The sequence below is a fragment of the Dyadobacter linearis genome, assembly GCF_907165045.1.
GTDB lineage: Bacteria > Bacteroidota > Bacteroidia > Cytophagales > Spirosomataceae > Dyadobacter > Dyadobacter linearis.
The window spans coordinates 1287162-1306776 of record NZ_CAJRAU010000001.1; the positions used below are offsets into that span (position 1 = coordinate 1287162).

The 19615-nt window shown below is 46.6% G+C and carries 16 protein-coding genes; 11 read left to right on the forward strand and 5 right to left on the reverse strand.

Going from position 1 to position 19615, the window contains the following annotated elements; translation table 11 throughout:
• Positions 1-88 precede the first annotated feature (88 nt).
• The 4 genes from KOD92_RS05285 to KOD92_RS05300 all read left to right on the forward strand — a co-directional run bounded on the left by KOD92_RS05285 (position 89) and on the right by KOD92_RS05300 (position 4446).
• A complete protein-coding gene (locus tag KOD92_RS05285) occupies positions 89-1279 on the forward strand; it encodes a pyridoxal phosphate-dependent aminotransferase (RefSeq protein WP_215232443.1) in 1191 nt (396 codons plus the stop codon).
• A 356-nt stretch (positions 1280-1635) separates the two neighbouring features.
• Positions 1636-2730: an AEC family transporter gene (locus KOD92_RS05290; protein WP_215232444.1), complete on the forward strand. Its 1095-nt coding sequence runs from the start codon at positions 1636-1638 to the stop codon at positions 2728-2730.
• 10 nt (positions 2731-2740) lie between these two features.
• On the forward strand, positions 2741-3328 hold the full coding sequence (locus KOD92_RS05295; RefSeq protein WP_229254534.1) for a Hint domain-containing protein: 588 nt from the start codon (positions 2741-2743) through the stop codon (positions 3326-3328).
• A gap of 59 nt (positions 3329-3387) precedes the next feature.
• Positions 3388-4446 (forward strand): agmatine deiminase family protein, encoded by a 1059-nt coding sequence (locus KOD92_RS05300; protein ID WP_215232445.1) that lies wholly within the window; start codon positions 3388-3390, stop codon positions 4444-4446.
• Positions 4447-4858: 412 nt separating this feature from the next.
• Here the strand turns inward: KOD92_RS05300 and KOD92_RS05305 are convergent, their stop codons facing one another.
• Entirely contained in the window at positions 4859-5659 is an 801-nt protein-coding gene (locus tag KOD92_RS05305) for a glycoside hydrolase family 25 protein (RefSeq protein WP_215232446.1), read from the reverse strand.
• A gap of 161 nt (positions 5660-5820) precedes the next feature.
• On the opposite strand from KOD92_RS05305, the gene KOD92_RS05310 reads away from it, so the two are divergent.
• On the forward strand, positions 5821-6201 hold the full coding sequence (locus KOD92_RS05310) for a DUF3244 domain-containing protein (protein ID WP_215232447.1): 381 nt from the start codon (positions 5821-5823) through the stop codon (positions 6199-6201).
• A gap of 67 nt (positions 6202-6268) precedes the next feature.
• Here the strand turns inward: KOD92_RS05310 and leuS are convergent, their stop codons facing one another.
• Positions 6269-9175 (reverse strand): leucine--tRNA ligase, encoded by a 2907-nt coding sequence (gene leuS, locus KOD92_RS05315; RefSeq protein WP_215232448.1) that lies wholly within the window; start codon positions 9173-9175, stop codon positions 6269-6271.
• A 290-nt stretch (positions 9176-9465) separates the two neighbouring features.
• On the opposite strand from leuS, the gene KOD92_RS05320 reads away from it, so the two are divergent.
• The 3 genes from KOD92_RS05320 to KOD92_RS05330 all read left to right on the forward strand — a co-directional run bounded on the left by KOD92_RS05320 (position 9466) and on the right by KOD92_RS05330 (position 12808).
• The gene (locus KOD92_RS05320; RefSeq protein ID WP_215232449.1) at positions 9466-10137 is read left to right on the forward strand and encodes a porin family protein; all 672 of its coding nucleotides are present in this window, start codon (positions 9466-9468) and stop codon (positions 10135-10137) included.
• A 162-nt stretch (positions 10138-10299) separates the two neighbouring features.
• The gene (locus KOD92_RS05325; protein ID WP_215232450.1) at positions 10300-11790 is read left to right on the forward strand and encodes a helix-turn-helix domain-containing protein; all 1491 of its coding nucleotides are present in this window, start codon (positions 10300-10302) and stop codon (positions 11788-11790) included.
• Between the two features lie 118 nt (positions 11791-11908).
• Positions 11909-12808 (forward strand): sterol desaturase family protein, encoded by a 900-nt coding sequence (locus tag KOD92_RS05330; RefSeq protein WP_215232451.1) that lies wholly within the window; start codon positions 11909-11911, stop codon positions 12806-12808.
• A 37-nt stretch (positions 12809-12845) separates the two neighbouring features.
• Here the strand turns inward: KOD92_RS05330 and KOD92_RS05335 are convergent, their stop codons facing one another.
• The 3 genes from KOD92_RS05335 to KOD92_RS05345 are packed head-to-tail and all read right to left on the reverse strand — an operon-like array spanning position 12846 to position 14231.
• Positions 12846-13058: a type II toxin-antitoxin system HicB family antitoxin gene (locus tag KOD92_RS05335; protein WP_215232452.1), complete on the reverse strand. Its 213-nt coding sequence runs from the start codon at positions 13056-13058 to the stop codon at positions 12846-12848.
• Positions 13048-13308 carry a type II toxin-antitoxin system HicA family toxin gene (locus tag KOD92_RS27665; RefSeq protein WP_215232453.1) on the reverse strand — a complete coding sequence of 87 codons (261 nt, stop codon included), beginning with the start codon at positions 13306-13308 and terminating at the stop codon, positions 13048-13050. The genes KOD92_RS05335 and KOD92_RS27665 overlap by 11 nt, the downstream gene beginning before the upstream one ends.
• Positions 13309-13313: 5 nt before the next feature.
• A complete protein-coding gene (locus KOD92_RS05345; protein ID WP_215232454.1) occupies positions 13314-14231 on the reverse strand; it encodes a sugar phosphate isomerase/epimerase family protein in 918 nt (305 codons plus the stop codon).
• Positions 14232-14364: 133 nt separating this feature from the next.
• On the opposite strand from KOD92_RS05345, the gene KOD92_RS05350 reads away from it, so the two are divergent.
• From KOD92_RS05350 to KOD92_RS05360, 3 genes are all read left to right on the forward strand, one after another.
• Entirely contained in the window at positions 14365-15942 is a 1578-nt protein-coding gene (locus KOD92_RS05350) for an NAD(P)/FAD-dependent oxidoreductase (RefSeq protein ID WP_215232455.1), read from the forward strand.
• Positions 15943-16002: 60 nt separating this feature from the next.
• Positions 16003-16656 (forward strand): NUDIX hydrolase, encoded by a 654-nt coding sequence (locus KOD92_RS05355; RefSeq protein ID WP_215232456.1) that lies wholly within the window; start codon positions 16003-16005, stop codon positions 16654-16656.
• 161 nt (positions 16657-16817) lie between these two features.
• Positions 16818-19574: a DNA gyrase/topoisomerase IV subunit A gene (locus KOD92_RS05360; protein WP_215232457.1), complete on the forward strand. Its 2757-nt coding sequence runs from the start codon at positions 16818-16820 to the stop codon at positions 19572-19574.
• Positions 19575-19615: the final 41 nt, after the last annotated feature.

The following is a 19615-nucleotide window of genomic DNA, read 5'->3' on the forward strand; positions in this document are numbered from 1 at the left end:
TTCCGTGTTGGCTTGTTTATTTGTAAATTGAATTATAGTTTTTCCAATCACATATTTATCGTCACGTATTACTAAAACTTTTATAAAAATGAATCAGAAAATGGACCGTCGGAATCTTCTTAAATCCGGTTTAATGGCAATCGGAGGTATGACACTGGCCCCGCATTTGAGCATGGGCGCTTTCGCTGGCGCACCGTTGTCGCTGGATCCTGAGAACCGCATTTACCGCAGCCCCATGGTAAGAGAGTATTTTTTACCGGATGATTTGAAAGCGCCGAAGATTATCGCCAAGCTGAATGCCAACGAAAATCCATACGGCCCGCCGATGTCAGCACAGAAAGCAGTAGCCGATTCAGTAAAGAATGGCAACCGCTACGCGTGGAAGGAAATGTATGATCTTATTGATAAAATAGCCAAAAAAGAAGGTGTAACTGCCGACCATATCATGATGGGCCCGGGTTCATCGGATCTTTTGGAAAAAGTGGCATTGGTGACTTTCATGAAAGGAAAAGGAAACATCGTTTCCGCCGATCCTTGCTATATGTCGCTGGTGCAGGTTGCCAAATCCGTTGGCGCAACCTGGAAGCCTGTTCCCTGTACCGACGATTGGTCACACGACCTGAAAGCAATGGAAGCCGCGATCGACAGCGAAACGAAACTGGTGTACGTTTGTAACCCAAACAACCCGACCGGCGCGATTACCAAAGGTCAGGACCTGCTCGATTTCTGCTCACGCGTTTCCGAAAAAGTACCTGTATTTGTTGACGAAGCTTACATTGAACTGGCAGTAGGCGCTGATACCCAGAGCATGGTTTCACTGCTTACCCAGAAGAAAAATGTGATCGTAGCCCGTACTTTCTCCAAAATCATGGGAATGGCCGGTATCCGTGTCGGTTATATGGTCGCACTTCCTTCCTACCTGGAAACGATCAACAAGATTACCCGCGGCGGAATGGGGATTTCTTATACCTCGATCTTTGCAGCTTCTGCCAGCCTCGACGATAAGGATTTTCAGGGAAACACGCGCAAGCTCAACCACGAAGCGAAGCTTTATCTGTACGAAAACCTGGATAAAATGGGATACAAATACATTCCGTCCTACACCAACTTCGTACTCTTCCCGGTGACCATACCTGCAAAAGAATTACTCACAAAATTGAATGCAAAAGGCGTCTCAGTACGCGCATTCGACATTTTGAACAAACCCTGGTGCCGCGTAAGTCTCGGTACGATGGACGAAATGAAAGCATTTGTAGGGGCGCTGGGGCAGTTGAGTTAGTATGCGTTGTCATTGATGGTCATTTTTTGTCATTGATTGTCATTTTTAGTCATTGGTGGTCTTTTTTAGTCATTGGTGGTCATTTTTTGTCATTGGTTGTCATTTTTAGTCATTTATTAGTTAGGCGCAGGGTCTTTTTGTCAAGTGCAGTTTAGAAATAGCACAAGTAACGTCAAACAATTAATGACGACAAATGACCATAACTGACAACCAATGACCTTAATGACAATCAATGACTTAATGACAAGCAATGACCACAAATGACAAAAATTGACCATCAATGACAACCTCCCCCCAAACACCGCCCCCCCATTACCAACCATTGAAAAACACCTGCCACATCAACATTTCCAATCATGAGTGATGCATTGCAAAAAACCATAACACTCTTATTGCTAATATCCCTTGGGCTGCTCTTGAAAAGCAAATTCAAGAACAAGGACCAGACTAATGGGATCAAGGAAATCATTCTGTCGGTGGCATTGCCTTCGACCATCTTCATTTCTTTGATGAAGATTGATATTGATTCTTCGATGATCATTATCCCGCTGGTGACTTTGGTTTTCAACTTTTTGATGTTTTTCTCGGCGCCACTGGCTTTTGCATTATTTGGTATTGAAAAAAACAGCCCGACCGGCAGAACACTGATGATGCTCATTCCTTCCCTCGCGCCGGGACTTTCGTGCTTTCCTTTTATCGCTGAGTTTTTGGGTGAAAAAAGTCTTGCTATCGCGGCGCTGGCGGATGTTGGCAACAAGTTTTTCGTGCTGATTTCTCTTTATATTCTCGCTATGAATATGTTTTTGAAAAACAGCAACGATAAGGAAACCAAAGTGGGCGGCAAGCTGAAAAGTCTTTTTGCGAGCATGTTCCAGGAGCCTATTAACCTGCTGATTTTCCTTGCGATCATTCTGCTGAGTCTGGGAATCAACTACAACACATTGCCGCCGATCGTGACGGATCTTTTTGATAAAACCAGCGCGATGATGACACCACTTGTGCTGTTGTTCATCGGGCTTGCTGTTCAGCTAAAAGAAGGAAAAAAACGCATTGTCGCGAGTATCCTGTTTTTCAGGGCAGGTATCACGATGCTGATCAGCGCGGGGATGATTTATGTACTGAATATCAACGATTATGCAATGATCCTGCTGGCGATCGTGATCCCGCTGAGTGCCGCTAGTTTCTGGCCTCTCGCGCATATTTCGGCATTCAATATCAAAGAAGACGCAAAAGGTTTACCCAAAGAAAAACGGACTTTCGACCTCGAACTAGCAGTTTTGCTGCTCGCATTCTCCCTGCCTTTTTCAACGATCCTGATCCTGGCGATCCTTTCTTCCGGTACATTCTTCGCGCACAACTCTACCCTGATCACGGTAGGTTTGGTACTGATCGCCATTGGTGCGCTGCCGAATGCATTAAGTAAAGTTTTTGTAAAAATGTCAAAAGCATAAATTATCCATTGTGATCAAAATAGCAACTACTTCACTCCTTTTACTTGTATCGCTCAGTGTATTTGCCCAGACCGACAATATGTCCGTCGGGCAGATCAAATCTGAGGAAACGATCAAAGTTTCGAAGAAAAAGAAGCGGTACCAATACTTTTCTGGAAGCGCGCCCGTCACAATGGCCGATGGTAGCGTTAAACCGATCGCGGATGTGAGAATTGGAGAACATGTAAAAACCTGCCGGGACGGGAAAACTACCGCCACTCAGGTGAAGCAGATCGATGTTTTCAACCAACCCTATTCTGCATTAACTGCCTTCTACCTCCGCCCGGCCGAAACTGTCGCGGAATCGCAGCAAATAGTGCCTGCCCTACTCATAGAGGCCACGCCCGACCACCGGGTACAAACCAGTCACGGCAAGAAAAGAATGAAGAAACTTTCCAAAAAAGACGTTTTATACCATTACGAACCTGCTACCGGACTGGTGTCCTTGTGGAAAATAGGTGCGGTAAAAGAAAACGCGAGACGCGTGACGAAAGCCTATCACCTCGAGACCGTTGACGGGACTTATCTGGTGGATAATGTGATGGTGGCTAATAATTGATTTTGCCTTAACCCAAAACCTTTCCGACCTTTGCGGTATTCATTACCAATCGCAAAATCGTGTCTGAGCTTCATACTTCATTAACTCCGAAAGAATCCGGTTTCATTTTTCCTCCTGAGTGGCATCCGCACCGGGCTACCTGGCTCACTTTTCCGCATAACGAATCGTCGTGGCAGGGAGAGAAACTGGCACAAATGCGGCCGCAATATCTGGCATTCATCAAGGCGATCAGCCAGGGTGAAAATGTGGGTATTATTGCTGACAATGAGAATCTTAAAGAATTTATAATAGCAGAACTTTCCCGTACCGGAGTCGATCTTTCTAAAATCGAATTTATAATAAAACCTACCAATGACGCGTGGTGCCGCGATCACGGACCTTCGTTTTTGATCAACCCTGAAACGAAACAGAAAATGATCGTGGATTGGGGCCACAATGCGTGGGGAGGCAAATATCCGCCTTTCGATGACGACAACCGTACACCTTCGGCGGTAGCGGAATACCTGAACTTACCGATCGTCAATCCCGGCATTATCATGGAAGGTGGCGCGGTGGAATTCAATGGCGCCGGAAGTGTGCTGACCAGCAAATCGTGTCTGCTGAATATCAACCGTAACCCGCATTTGAAACAGGCAGAAATTGAAAAATACCTCTGCGATTACTACGGCGTCGAGCAGGTATTGTGGGTAGAAGGCGGCATTGTCGGCGACGATACCGACGGACATATTGACGATACAACGCGATTTATCAATGAAGATACCGTGGTAGCTTGCGTCGAGTCAAATCGGGAAGATGAGAACCATGAAATTTTGCAAACCAATCTGGATCTACTTAAAAAAATGCGGCTGGTAAATGGCAAACAGCTGAATATCATCGAGCTGCCGATGCCAAAAGAAGTCGTTATCGACGGTTTCCGTACACCCGGCTCCTATGCTAACTTTTTAATCTGCAATACCGGCGTCATCGTTCCGGTCTTCAATAATCCCAACGATCAGGTCGCCATCGATATCCTGGAAAAAGCATTCGCAGGAAGAAAGATCATTCCACTCGAAGCGACTGAGATTATCTGGGGACAAGGTAGTTTTCACTGTTTAAGCCAGCAGGAACCTTTGGTTTGAGATTTGGGGTCAAAGAATACCCCTAAATCCCCCAAGGGGGACTTTTCGTTGCTGCAAAAACCAGAGTAAAGCCCCTTTTAGGGGTTGGGGTTTTAGGAGCCTTTGGTTTGAGAGGACCCCTAAATCCCCCAAGGGGGACTTTTCGTTGCTGCAAAAAACCAAAGCAAAGCCCCCTTAGGGGTTGGGGTTTAGGAGCCTTTGGTTTGAGATTTGGGCTGAAAAAAAACCCCTAAATCCCCCAAGGGGGACTTTTCGTTGCTGCGAAAACCTAAGTAGAGCCCTTTTAGGGGTAGGGGTTTAGGAACCTTTGGTTTGATATTTGGGCTTAAAAAAATACCCCTAAATCCCCCAAGGGGGACTTTTCGTTGCTGCAAAAAACCAAAGTAAAGCCCCTTCAGGGGTTTGGGTTTTACTACTCTCCTAGCGCAGCCCAGTCGTCTCCTTCGTGCAGGAATACATTGTAGTCCACGAATCCTCTTATCCCGTCGGCCCAGCCTTTTTCGCTGTGCTGCCAGAATAATACTTGTGAATCGAGGGCGAGGTCGCTGATATCGTCGCGGGAATAGCCGGCGAGCCAGAGCGGGTAGTCGTCGAAATTCCCGGCTATATATTTTTTGTAGAAATATTCATTGACATAAATAATAGGCCGCACGCCGTAATGCTTTTCTATTTGCGTGAGCCAGTTTCTTACCCCTTTTATGATGATATCGTCGGGTCGGCCGGCGTGCGTTTCCAAATCCAGCACGGGCGGCATATCGCCCGTTTCCATCCTCACCTGACCGATGAAGTTCTGCACCTGCCTATCAGACATTACTCGCGGATTATAAAAGTGATAAGCCCCGCGTTTCATCCCTACCCTTTTTGCCTCGTTCCAGTTTCTTTTAAATTGTTTGTCTAAATGCGTCGCGCCTTCGGTCGCTTTGATGTACACGAAGTCAATCTTCACGTCGCCCGATCGTGTATTTCTCAGCTTGTCCCAGTTGATCTTTGCATTGTGATGGGAAACGTCTATCCCGTGGATTGCGTAACGCATCGGCAGCCGGATCCCGAACTTGCTGACGAACTCCCACTGGTTTTCATCCTTACTATCGCGCCACCAGATGATACCCACTATGAGCAAAACGACCCCGGCAATAATTGCCCAGCCTTTGGGCGGAAGGGGTTTTAAATAGGGTATTTTCTTCGGAGAGGCCTTAATTTTCTTTTTCGCCATTATGCTGCAAAAATAGCAAAGTTCAGTGTTCCGCAGCTACGACCATTTATTTTCAATCTCAACCGTTCCTGTACTTTGTAATACATAGTACCTGTCGTCACCTATCTTTGTTATGTCCAAGAGGGACAGCAATCACAGAAAACTTCAAACATCCATTAGCCATGAAAAACTTACTTAAATCAATCGCCTTCGCAGTAGCCTTCACTGTTGTTTTTACTGCCAATACTTTTGCCGAAGACAAGGAAACTAAAAAAGTAACCAGCTTCGGTACCGGAATTTTCGCTTCGAAATCAGGTAACATCCATATCAGTGTTGATAAGTATGCGGATTGCAATGCGCTGGTGCTGGTAACCAATGACAGAGGCCACGTGATGTTCCGTGAAGTGATCGGAAAGGATACTGAGAAATTCAGAAAAGCATTGAATGTTAAAAATCTGCCAAGCGGCGTTTACACCATTCAGATCACCGGTAAAGGTGAAAAACTGACCAAAACATTTGAACTGTCCGAGCAACCTGCAGAGCGCGTATTGGCCATTAAATAATATCTGTTAGCCAAAAAATAAGCCCGGCGCACTCATTGCACCGGGCTTTCTTTTGTATTATAAAAATCTAGATCACTACATTCACAATACGTTTTGGAACGACGATCACCTTTTTCGCAGGTTTTCCTTCCATCCATTTTACCACTGTCTCATTTTCAAGAACTGATTTTTCAATCTCGTCCGACGGTGTATCGAGCGGGAAAGGAAGTGAGATGCGCACTTTTCCGTTGATCTGCACAGGATATTCAAAGATCGCGTCGATCACGTGCTGCTGTTCCCATTTCGGGAAAGAGGCGCTTGAAACCGTTCCTTCTGCATTGCCCAACGCCGCCCAAAGTTCCTCTGCAATATGCGGCGCATAGGGAGAGATCAAGATAACCAGCTCCTGCAATACCGATTTACTGTGACATTTCAGACTGCCCAATTCATTGACACAAACCATAAAAGCACTCACGCCGGTATTGAACGAGAAGTTTTCAATGTCTTCCTCGATCTTCTTGATCGTTTTGTGCAGGATCTTCAATTCATCCGGTTTGGCAGGAATATCTTTCACAACCGACTGGCCGGCGTCGTTGTAAAACAACCGCCACAGCTTGCGTATAAATCGGTAAGTACCGTCAATACCGTGCGTATTCCAGGGTTTGGCCTGTTCGAGCGGGCCGAGGAACATTTCGTACAAACGCAAAGTATCGGCTCCGTACTTTTCTACGATATCATCAGGATTAACGACATTAAATTTGGATTTCGACATTTTCTCGATCTCCACCCCGCAAACATATTTCCCGTCTTCCAGAATGAAAGTCGCATTTCCAGCACCAATATCCGCCCGCGTCGACTTGAACTTTTCAATATCCAGCACATCGTTCTGCACGATATTCACATCCACGTGCAATGCTGAAACTTCATATTGGTCGCGCAATCCGGCACTTACGAAAGTTGGATTGTTATAGTCTTCACTTTTGACCCGGTACACAAAACTGCTGCGACCCTGGATCATACCCTGATTGATAAGCTTTTTAAAAGGCTCTTCCTGAGGCACATAACCTCTGTCTTTCAGAAACTTGTTCCAGAACCGGCTGTATAGCAAATGCCCCGTCGCATGTTCCGTACCGCCCATGTACAAATCCACATTCTGCCAGTAACCGATCGCTTCCTGCGAAGCAAATTCCGACTGATTTTTAGGATCCATATACCGGTACCAATACCAGCTGCTGCCCGCCCAACCCGGCATCGTGCTCAGTTCGTAGGCACTTCCTGAGCTGTGCTGCCAGCCCTGCGCCCGCCCCAGCGGCGGCTCGCCTGATTCTGTCGGAAGGTATTTATCGACGTCCGGCAGGTTCAGCGGCAACTCGCTTTCAGACATCAGATAAGGTAACGGAGTTCCGGTACTATCTTCTTTATAAAAAACAGGAACCGGCTCGCCCCAGTATCGCTGGCGGCTAAAAACCGCGTCGCGCAGCCTGTAATTGATCTTTCCTTTACCAATACCCTTTTCTTCCAGGTACTGTATCAAAACCTTGTTCGCTTCGTGGAAAGTCAGTCCGTTAATGATTCCCGAATTGATATACTTGCCTTCCTTGGTAGCGTCGGCCTGTATTTCTATGTCTTTTTGTCCATCCAGAATGGGGATAATCGGCAGGTCGAAATGCTTCGCAAAATTCCAGTCGCGCTGATCGCCGGAAGGTACTGCCATGACCGCGCCCGTTCCGTAACCCGCCAAAACGTAGTCAGCAATATAAACCGGCACTTTCTCCCCATTAAAAGGATTGATCGCAAACGCACCCGTAAAAGCCCCGGAAACAGTTTTCACATCCGACATACGATCCCGCTCCGACTTCTTCTGCGTCATCGCGATATATTCATCAATCGCCCCGCGCTGCTCGGGAGTAGTAATCTGATCCACCAGCTCATGCTCCGGCGCGATCACCATAAAAGTAACCCCATAGATCGTATCGACACGGGTGGTGAAGACTTCGATGAAGGGGGAGGGAAGGGAGGATGGAGGAATGGAGGATGGAGGAACGGAGGAAAGGGAAGATGTATTTTTTTCTCCTTCCTCCTTCCTCCCTTCCTCCCTTTCCTCCCTTTCTTCCCAAATCTGAAACTTCACCAACGCTCCTACCGACCTTCCGATCCAGTTGCGCTGCTGTTCTTTTAGTGAATCGGTCCAGTCTACGGTGTCGAGTCCGTCCAGCAAACGTTGCGAATAGGCGGTGATGCGCATCATCCACTGGCGCATCAGTTTCTGGATAACCGGAAATCCGCCACGCTCAGAAACGCCGTCTTTTACTTCGTCATTTGACAATACAGAACCCAGGCCCGGGCACCAGTTTACGGTCGCGTCGGCTACGTAGGTAAGTCTGTATTTTAATGTGATCTTATATTGTTCTTCTTCCGAAAATGCATTCCATTCTTCGGCTGTAAATTGCGGGGTATCCTCATCAGCAGGCGCATTAACTCCTCTATTTCCGCTTTCGCTGAATTTTTGGGTCAAAGTTTCAATCGGCTCTGCCTTGTCGGAATCGTTATTGTACCAGCTATTGAAAAGCTCGCCGAAGATCCATTGCGTCCATTTGTAATAGCCCGGATCGGAAGTACGCACTTCGCGGCTCCAATCGTAGCTCAGACCCAGGTTTTTCAATTGTTCAATGTAGCGTGATATGTTCTGCTCGGTCGTGATCGCAGGATGCTGGCCGGTCTGGATCGCATATTGCTCAGCCGGCAGACCGAAACTATCGAAGCCCATCGGGTGCAATACGTTAAAACCTTTCAGTCTTTTATACCGGGAATAAATATCGGAGGCAATATAACCCAGCGGGTGCCCCACGTGCAGACCCGCGCCGGAAGGATAGGGAAACATGTCCAGCACGTAGTATTTTGGTTTTTCTGATTGATTCGAAACATGGTAAGTCCCATTTTTTTCCCAGAAACCCTGCCATTTTTTTTCTATTTCCCCATGACTATACTCACTCATAGCTTATCATTTAAATGCATTCCCAATCCTTGAAAAAACCGATTGCGAAAGCTGTCCTGTAATAGGAAGGTGATTAAAATAATTTATTGAAACAACGCGCAAAAATAGCGTTTTTGATCGTATCCAGCTTCCTCTGCCGCTAATAACCTGCGAAACAGGCATAGCAAAGCGTATTTGGGGAAACTAATGCCCAGAAGCCTGTTCAGAAATGGTCCCCAGACCCGGCATAACTTTTTAATAAAATTTAATAAAGAGGTATTCATCATTCAAACTATCTAATTCATATTGCTATGAAAAACATTCTAATTGCGCTGTGTGCACTATTGATCAGCTACTCCGCATCGGCCCAATACGATCCTGCTTTCAGATTTGGTATCAAAGCTGGGGCAAACCTTTCTAATATCAACGGAAGTAACGATTTATCACTCAATTCGGGTGGAAGTGCATTTGATTTTAAAGACAACGATAACCGCTCACTGGGTTTTGTAGGTGGTGTATTTTTCAGATTTGGTAAGAACGCATATATCCAGCCTGAATTTTTACTATCTCAAAAAGGAGGAAGATTTAATGTGTATGAAGATGGTGTACAGAACTCGGATGGAAAAGTAGATGTACGTTTCTCTAACCTCGACGTACCGATCCTTTTCGGTGTACGAATCGCTAAATTCTTCCGTATCAATGTCGGCCCGATGGCTTCTTTGAGATTGAACAGTAATGGAAAACTTGGCGATTCATTTGACGATGTGACCGGTGGCAATTCAGAGGCAGAATTCAAAAACCGCCTTGCTTACGGTTATCAGGCAGGTGTTGGTCTTGATTTTGGAAGATTAAGTCTCGACGTACGTTACGAAGGAAATTTCACAGATGTTGTGAAAATCAACTTTAACAACGCGACTACTGCATCTCAATTTGGAAAGAAAAGCAATCTATTCCAGGCAACGCTCGGCTTCGCTATTTTGTAAGTCAGGCGCAACCAGCATAATATCTACGGGACCTTTCATTTGATCGGTCCCGTTTTTTATTGCTTGTCAGTCGGGTCAAAGGATCTGATTTCTACTTTTGCGATTCTTTAATTAAATTGCCTGATAGCGAACCTCTCAAATCAGGCCTTTTCATCCAAAACAGTGGCGATAAATACAGATAATGTTAGGTTGGTATTTGGATTGAAACTTAAACAGCTGCGACTGGATAAGGGCCTGTCATTAAGCGAATTATCTGCAAAATCGGGCTTATCTATTTCCTATATCAACGAAATTGAAAAAGGAAAGAAATACCCAAAGTCTGATAAAATACTGGCGCTCGCAAGAGCGATAGATGTAGACTACGATACGCTGGTTTCCCTGAAACTCAGCAAGCGACTCGAACCGATTTCGGACTTATTAAGCTCCAATATCCTCACCGAACTGCCGCTTGAACTCTTCGGTATTGACCCTGCCAACCTGCTTGAAATCCTGTCCGACGCGCCGATGAAGATCAGTGCATTTGTGGGTACATTGATCGAGATCGCGCGGAATTACAATATGTCGATCGAGAAGTTTTACTTCTCTGCATTAAGGACTTACCAGGAAATGCACGACAATTATTTCGAAGATATAGAACTGGAAGCTGAGCATTTTCTGACAGAGCATAACGTGGAGCCGGAAAAACTGCTCGACGAGAATTTTCTTGCAGGGGTTCTAAAAACAAAATTCAATTACAAAATCGAGCAGATCAATGAACGCACTAATCCTGAATTTTCAACGGTACGTTCGCTTACGATCAATAATATACTAGGTAACCGGCTGCTGCTCAATGCACATTTATCTTCTGTCCAGCGTGCATTCATTTATGGGCGCGAGCTTGGGTATCTGTATTTAGGTCTGAAAAACCGCCTGCAGACCACCGCCCTCGTCGAAGCTGAAACGTTTGAGCAGCTGCTGAACAACTTCAAAGCTTCTTATTTCGCGAGTGCGATTATTATTAAGAGAAGTTTGCTGGTACCGGCTATTACGGACGTTTTTGCGCAGAAAACGTGGCAGCCTGATCAGCTTATCCGGTTGATCCATCATTTTAATACTACCCCCGAATCTTTCTGTTACCGGCTCAGCAATATCCTGCCGCGTTATTTTGGTATCAATCAGATCTTTTTTTCACGGTTCAATAATTTTGTAGGCCAGAATGTGTTCGATATGACGAAGGAAATGCACATTTCCCGAAAACATTATCCGCATACGGTGCGCGACGAGCACTATTGCCGCCGCTGGGTGGCACTCACGATCCTGAACGACCTGGCCGACAAAATCAATAGCAAGGAACAGCCGCAGGTATTGTGCAAGGCGCAAAAATCAACTTACGTCGACACCCAGGACGAATACCTGGTGATCAGTTTTGCCCAGCAAATGTCACCGACGCCCAATCTGAATGTCAGCGTTTCAATGGGCATTTACCTCGACGAACCGACCAGGGAAAAGCTGGCCTTTCTCGACGATCCGTCGCTGCCTTCCCGCGAGGTAAATCAAACCTGCGAACGGTGTTCACTCTACGATTGCCGGGAACGCATTGCCGCGCCAATCATCCTTCAAAAGAAATTCAAGAACGAAGCTTTAAGAAAGGCATTGAAGAAAATTATTCCCTGACACGGTCATGATTCAGAGCGTTTTAGCGGAGCCACATTAAAAATTTCTTAGAAATTCAGCCAGGAAAATCTTCGATACTTTACCCGGCTATATTTGCCAACTATTTGTAAATACTACAATGCCTGGCACATACAACTTTGAGGATTTCCTGTTGAAGATTTCCACTCCGTTCTATTTGTTTTTAATAGGTTTAGAGATTTTCTTTACGTACCGGCAACGCAGCCACGACCATTCCGCCAAACCCTCCTACTCATTTCGGGACAGCGTCACCAATGCTGTCCTGATGCTCTGCAATGGCGGTATTGACCTGCTCTTCCGGGCAGTTTATGTGACTGTTCTGCTGTGGTTCTACAACCTTGCACTGTTTCCCCCGATCCAGAATCCGTTCGCTTACTGGCTCTTGCTTTTTTTGCTTGAAGATCTCGCGTTTTATACTTTGCATTATGTGGATCACCATTCCAGGCTTTTCTGGGCAGTGCACGTGACGCACCATTCTTCCGAGCATTTCAATTTGACGACCGGTTTTCGCTCGTCTGTTTTCCAACCGCTGTACCGTTTCATTTATTTTATCCCGCTCGCTATTTTAGGTTTTGAGCCTGCGGATATCATCGTCATGTATTCGCTGACGCAGATTTACGGCATTATCGTGCATACCGAATATGTCAAAAAACTGGGCTGGCTGGAATATTTGCTGGTTACGCCTTCCCACCACCGCGTGCATCATGCGAGCAACGTGCAATACCTGGATAAAAATATGGGTATGTGTCTGATTATCTGGGATCGCATATTCGGGACGTTTCAGGAAGAAATGGCAGAGGTACCGCCACGTTATGGTTTAACAAAACCAATGCAGCCCGAAAACGTAGTGCAGACCGTTTTTCACGAGTGGCAAGAGATCGGGCGGGATTTTCAGCAACCCGTGGATCTTCCGACAAAATTGAAATATCTGCTCAAAGCGCCAGGCTGGTCACACGACGGCTCCCGGGAAACTAGCAAGGATTTACAGAGCAGGTTGTAGAGGCTTATAGTATTAGCGGATGAATATGGTCTGCATATCACGCGTACATCAATTTCCCTTTCGCTTTGGGAATTTCACGATTTAGTTCTCTTGCTGTTGCTATCCATTCATCTATCACGATTTGTGCGTTTGCAAGCGCTTCGCTTTGAGTACTTCCATCGGCCATACAGCCAGGCAACTCTGGCACTTCGACAATGAATCTGTTATCTTCTTCGCTCCAATAAATGATGAGCTCGTATTTACTGTTCATAATTGACAAGCTTGTATTTCAAGATTATTGCTCTGACCTGTTTGACCTGGTATGGTTTAGCCTTGTTTCCATCAGGCTGGATATTTACAATTTCCGCAATATTTTCCTTATAAAAAATTCGATGACTACCTCCCGTTGTTTTTTCTGTGAAGCCAAGATTTAAAAGAATAGATCTCAAATCATTGAAACTGAAATTATTATCAGCAGCACCCGAGAGTAGTTTAAATATCAACTTTTCAAATTGCCCCATATATTTTACAAGATTCCAAAAACACGTTTTGCCTCAACCATATCCACTTTATGTGCCTCAGCTGCATTCATCGTTTTTGGAGAAGTTTTCTCTAAGCACTGTTCCAAAACAAAATGCGGCTTTACATTTATAGCATTCATCGCAGTGACTAGTCTCGGGTAATCGATATCACCTTCGCCAAAGGTTTCCTGCCAGATACCGCCTTTCGATTGGCGAATATGCAATTCTACAATGCGCCTTCCGTACAATTTAACAATATCAAATAGAGCAACCTGCGAATTGCCAGCGCCGCGGTATACCCAATGTACGTCGAGACAAAGTGATACGTTTTTGGGATCGGTTGCCAGCAGCATGTGGTGAAACTCCCGCGCCGCAGCCCGCAGCTCAACGTCGTGCGTATGGTATGCCAGCGTCATGCCGCGTTTTTTCAGCTCAGCACCCAGCTTATCCATATTCTTCGCCTGTTCCGCCAGTTCCGCATCCGATTTATTCTCCTGACTCCCCCATTTAATAGGATTGGGGTTTGTCACGACAATTTTAGTATTCGCCGGTTTCAATGCATCCGCGATCGATAGTACCGACTCAATGGACTTTGCTGCTTCTCCAGCCTCGTGCAAAGAGGTATTCACGTAAACTGACGGCATTAAAATCTGGTATTTTTTCAAAAGCGGCAACAGCTTCGTCACTTCTCCCGCATTGTTCAGTGCCGGCTCATAGGCTTTTAAACCAGTAGAGGCGAAATCAGCGAGCGACGCGTCGAGATCAGCTCCCCAGTCCTTTCCGTCGCGGGCATAAAAGGTGATCCAGGAATACTGGTTGCAGGAAAGCGGAAAGAAAGGAGCCGCCTGGGCCGCTGACAGCAAAGCCGGCGCGGCTGCCAGTGCGGGTATTGTTTGAAGAAACTGACGTCGGTTCGTCTCCATGTATTTCTATTTCATTTTAATGATAAAGTATCATTCGGTCCGATGCTACCCTCCCGGTAAACGCCGGTTTTCCTGCGGTATCAGGGCCGAAATTTTTTACCTTTGTATTACTTAAAGGATAAATCCCTTTCTTATGCATCATACGCTTCAACTTACGCTCGCGCCGGAGATCGCTCTGGACGAAGAGCAGTTCCGACAACATATTTTCAGAAAACTCCGCATTCGCGAAGCTGATCAGCCTTTTATTCGAAAAACACGGCAGTCAATCGACGCGCGTGGCAGGCAGGTGAAAGTGAATGTTCAGGCGGAAGTTTACGTAAACGAATTTCCACCGTCGCTGGTTACTTCTGTTTTTGAATATAAAGACGTCAGCACACGTCCGCAGGCGCTCATTATTGGCTGCGGCCCGGCGGGTATGTTTGCCGCGCTGCGACTGATCGAGCTGGGTATCAAGCCCGTCATTTTTGAAAGAGGTAAGGATGTACGCGCGCGGCGACGCGATCTGGCGGCTATCAATAAAGAACACATTGTTAATCCCGAGTCCAACTATTGCTTTGGTGAAGGTGGGGCGGGTACTTACTCCGACGGCAAACTTTACACCCGTTCCAACAAACGCGGCGACATTCGGCGGATATTGGAAATTTTTGTCCAGCACGGTGCAAATGAGCAGATCCTGATCGATACGCACCCGCATATTGGCACGAATAAGTTGCCACTTGTGGTTTCAGAAATGCGCGAGAGCATTCTAAAAGCCGGCGGGGAGATTCATTTTAATACAAAAGTTACGGACTTTCTGGTTGAAGAAGGGATACTGAAAGGTGTGGTGACCCATGATGGGAATGCGTATACCGGCTTGGGCGTGATCCTGGCAACGGGGCATTCCGCGCGGGATATCTACACGTTGCTCCATGCTAAAAACATCCTGATCGAAAGTAAATCTTTTGCGATGGGCGTACGGATCGAGCATCCTCAAAATACGATCGACAAAATTCAATACCACTGCGCCACAGACCGCGGGCCTTATTTACCGGCCGCCTCCTATTCTCTGGTCACGCAAACAAATTACAAGGGAGTGCAGCGCGGCGCATTTTCGTTTTGTATGTGTCCCGGAGGGTTCATCGTGCCGGCCGCCACTGCGACGGGCGAAGTGGTGGTGAACGGCATGTCGCCGTCCAAACGCGACTCGCCTTATGCCAACTCGGGGCTGGTGGTTTCGGTGGAAGAGCCCGATCTGCTAACTTACAAATCTTTTGGGCCTCTGGCAGGGCTACAATATCAAATGGAAATGGAGCAGCGGGCATGTGCGCTGGCGGGAGCAATGCAAACCGCCCCGGCGCAGCTTGCTACGGACTTTGTGAAGTCGAAAATCTCGTCGGAACTGCGTGATACCTCTTACCAGCCTGGTCTGGAATCGGTGGACATGTATGAAATCCTGCCTGAAAATATCGCATTTCCGCTTCGGGAAGCGTTGAATGATTTTGGGCAGAAAATGCGGGGATACCTTTCGCCCGACGCCCAGCTGATCGGCGTGGAAAGCCGCACTTCTTCGCCTGTACGGATTCCCCGCGAGCGCGAAAGTTGCGAACATCCCGAGGTCAAAGGCTTGTTTCCCTGCGGAGAAGGAGCCGGGTACGCCGGTGGGATTATGTCGGCTGCCATGGATGGAGAACGCTGCGCCGAGCAGCTCGCGAAGTTGTACGCAAGGGTATAACACGGCAATCGTTATTTGTTATATTTGTAAAATACCAATTCCTGACACCCCACAGCCGCGATGGCATCACTGGAATCCTTTTCGTTATTTACCGAACAATTAGCTAAAAAACTGAAGTACCCGCTTCCGGGTGATTCGGCGCATAAGCTGATGCAGGCTTCCAGTAAGCTGCGGCTTACATTTAAACCCAATTCCCGCACGCGCAAAAGCGCGATCCTTATTTTGTTTTATCCCCATCAAAACGAAATATATTTCCCCCTCATCCTTCGCCCCGCCTACGATGGCGTGCATTCGGGCCAGGTTGCATTTCCCGGCGGGCGCTATGAGCTTACCGACAAGGATCTCGTTCGTACGGCACTGCGGGAAGCGCAGGAGGAAATCGGTTTGCGGCTGAATGATGTGAAGATACTCGGGATACTCACGGAGCTCTTTATTCCGGCGAGCAACTTCTACGTGTTACCTGTGATAGCCGCCATGCCCTACCGCCCGGATTTCTACCCCGACCCGCGCGAAGTGGAAGACATTTTTGAGATCAAACTGGAAGAAATATCCGACATTAATATCATCGGATCCAGCGACATTCAGGTGCGCGGCGAGCAGGTTCATGCGCCGCACTATATGGTACAGGGGTACAAAATCTGGGGTGCCACAGCGATGATGATCAGCGAGCTGCTGACCGTCCTGAACGCGCAGGACCCCGACGCTGCAAACTGATAATTATAGCTTTATTTGCTATATTAGCAGTTAATTCAAATCGATCTGACGGCAATTTTCGCGCTGCAACGTACCTGGATATGTTGCAGTCCTTCAACGAAAGCCGGTGGATGAAGACCTTATATTTCTGATTAGTTTAAAACCTGGTTCCTCCTTCATTTATGGACGAAAACGGAGCTACGCCTGACGTAGAAGATAGCGGATTGCATGAAAAAGTGCCCATTTCGGGTTTATATGAAAACTGGTTTCTGGATTATGCCTCTTATGTAATTCTTGAGCGTGCGGTACCTGCGATTGAAGACGGTCTGAAACCGGTTCAGCGACGCATTATGCATGCGCTCAACGAAATGGACGACGGGCGTTTTAACAAAGTGGCGAACGTGGTCGGCTCGTCAATGCAGTATCACCCGCACGGCGATGCTTCCATTTACGATGCGATCGTTAATATCGGCCAGAAAGAATTGCTTTTTGATACCCAGGGAAACTGGGGAGATATCCGCACCGGCGATAGTGCGGCCGCAGCGCGTTATATTGAAGTAAGGCTTTCCAGATTTGCAAAGGAAATCGTATTCAACGACGATACCACTGACTGGCAGCTTTCCTACGATGGCCGGAAAAGAGAACCCGTTACCCTGCCTGTCAAATTTCCGCTAACTCTTTCACTTGGCGTGGAAGGCATTGCGGTAGGGCTTTCCACCAAAATACTTCCCCACAACTTTTGTGAGCTGATCGAGGCTTCCATTGCCATTTTGCAGGGAAAAGAAGTCTCCATTTTCCCCGACTTTCTGACTGGCGGGCAGATAGATGTTTCCAATTACAATGACGGGCACCGCGGTGGAAAGGTGCGCGTGCGGGCCAGGATCGAGGAGGAGGATAAAAAAATGCTCGTTATCCGTGATATTCCTTTCGGTACCACGACCACTTCGCTCATTGATTCCATTGTAAAAGCGAATGACGGTGGGAAGATCAAGGTTAAAAAAGTTGTTGATAACACGGCGGCGGAGGTAGAGATACAGGTACACCTGGCACCGGGAGTTTCTCCGGATATTACTATGGACGCACTTTACGCATTCACTGAATGTGAAGTGTCCATTTCACCGAATGCCTGTATTATTATCGCAGATAAGCCTCATTTTGTAGGTGTTACCGAAATTTTAAAATACAATACCCAGCAAACTGTACACTTGCTGCAAAGAGAGCTCGAAATCAAACGGCTGGCACTTCTTGAAAAAATCCTTTACGGATCTCTTGAAAAGATATTTATTGAAAACCGCATTTACCGGGATATTGAGGAATGCGAAACCTTTGAAGCGGTAATCAGGACGATCGATAAAGGACTCGAACCATTCAAACCACAATTCTACCGGGAAATAACCGACGACGATATTGTTGAGTTGACCGAGATCCGGATCAAGCGTATTTCTAAATACGACGGTTTCAAGGCTGACGAACTGATGCGGAAATGGCAGGAAGAATTGGGAGAAACCGAAGATAACCTGGCCAATATCACCCGTTTTGCGATCGACTATTTCCGCGATCTGCTGAAAAAATATGGTAAAGGCCGTGGAAGAAAAACTGAAATACGTGCATTCAACCAGATTTCAGCGAATATCGTAGCTGCCAATAACCAGAAATTGTATGTTAATCGCGCCGAAGGATTTATCGGATATGGTCTTAAAAAGGACGAATATGTGATGGATTGCTCGGATATCGATGATATTATCATTTTCAGGGGTGATGGAAAATGCCTTGTAACCAAAGTGCAGGAGAAGATATTTGTTGGAAAGGACATTATTCACTGTGCGGTTTTTGTCAAAAACGATGAGCGTAAAGTGTATAACCTCGTTTACCTGGATGGAAAAACGGGCGTTTCTTACATCAAAAGGTGCCAGATCACAGCGGTGACCAGAGACCGTGAATATGATCTGACGCAGGGTTCTCCCAAATCCAAAATCACTTATTTCACTGCCAATGATAACGGGGAAGCCGAGATTATCACCGTGAACCTTACAGCCCAGAGCAAAGCGAAAGTCAAGCAGTTTGATTTCAATTTCGCGGAGCTGCTGATCAAGAACAGGAGCGCAATGGGTAATATATTGACCAAATATCCGATCAGGAAAATTACGCTGAAGCAAGCCGGTCGCTCGACGCTGGGCGGGGTGGATATGTGGTTTGACCCGATTATCGGGCGCCTTAATCGTGACGAAAGAGGTGAATATCTTGGCAATTTCGGGCCTTCGGATAGTATCCTGGTTATTTACAAAGACGGTTCCTATGAACTGACGAACTTTGATCTGACCAATCACTATGTGCCCAATGAGGTACTGCTCGTCAAGAAATTTGATCCGACGCTTGCGATCACGGCGATCTATTTTGACGGAGGCCAGAAACAGCATTTTATCAAACGCTTTAATATAGAGACTTCCTCGCTGGACAAGAAATTCCTGTTTATCAGTGACGCCAAAAACAGCAAGCTGCTGTTGGCCAGCACTGACAAACGTCCGGTGCTCGAAATTGTTTACCCCAAAACACCTCAGAAAGAGGAGACTACCACTGAATATATCATCGAAGAAATGGTGGACGTACGCGGCTGGCGGGCTATGGGTAACAAGCTTCCAAATGACAAGTTTAAGAATATCCGCTGGCTTGCTCCCCTGCCCGATCCGGTAATGGAGCAGGAAGCAACGGAAGAGCCCGAAAATGTGTTGGAAGAAGAGGCAACCAGTGAAGATGTAACCGGTGTAACAGAACCAGAAGTTATCACAGAAAATACAGTTAACTTAACGGGCAAAGCGGAGGAAACTGTCGACCCGCAGGAAGGAGAGGAAGCTGAGGAGGATAAGAAATCAGGCACTAAAAATAAAAAGGATAACAAGAAAGGGCCTGATTCGAAAAGCCAGCTTGGCATTTTTGAATAAATAAAAAGGGCTTAATCCGCTAAACAGGCAACGGAAGGTGC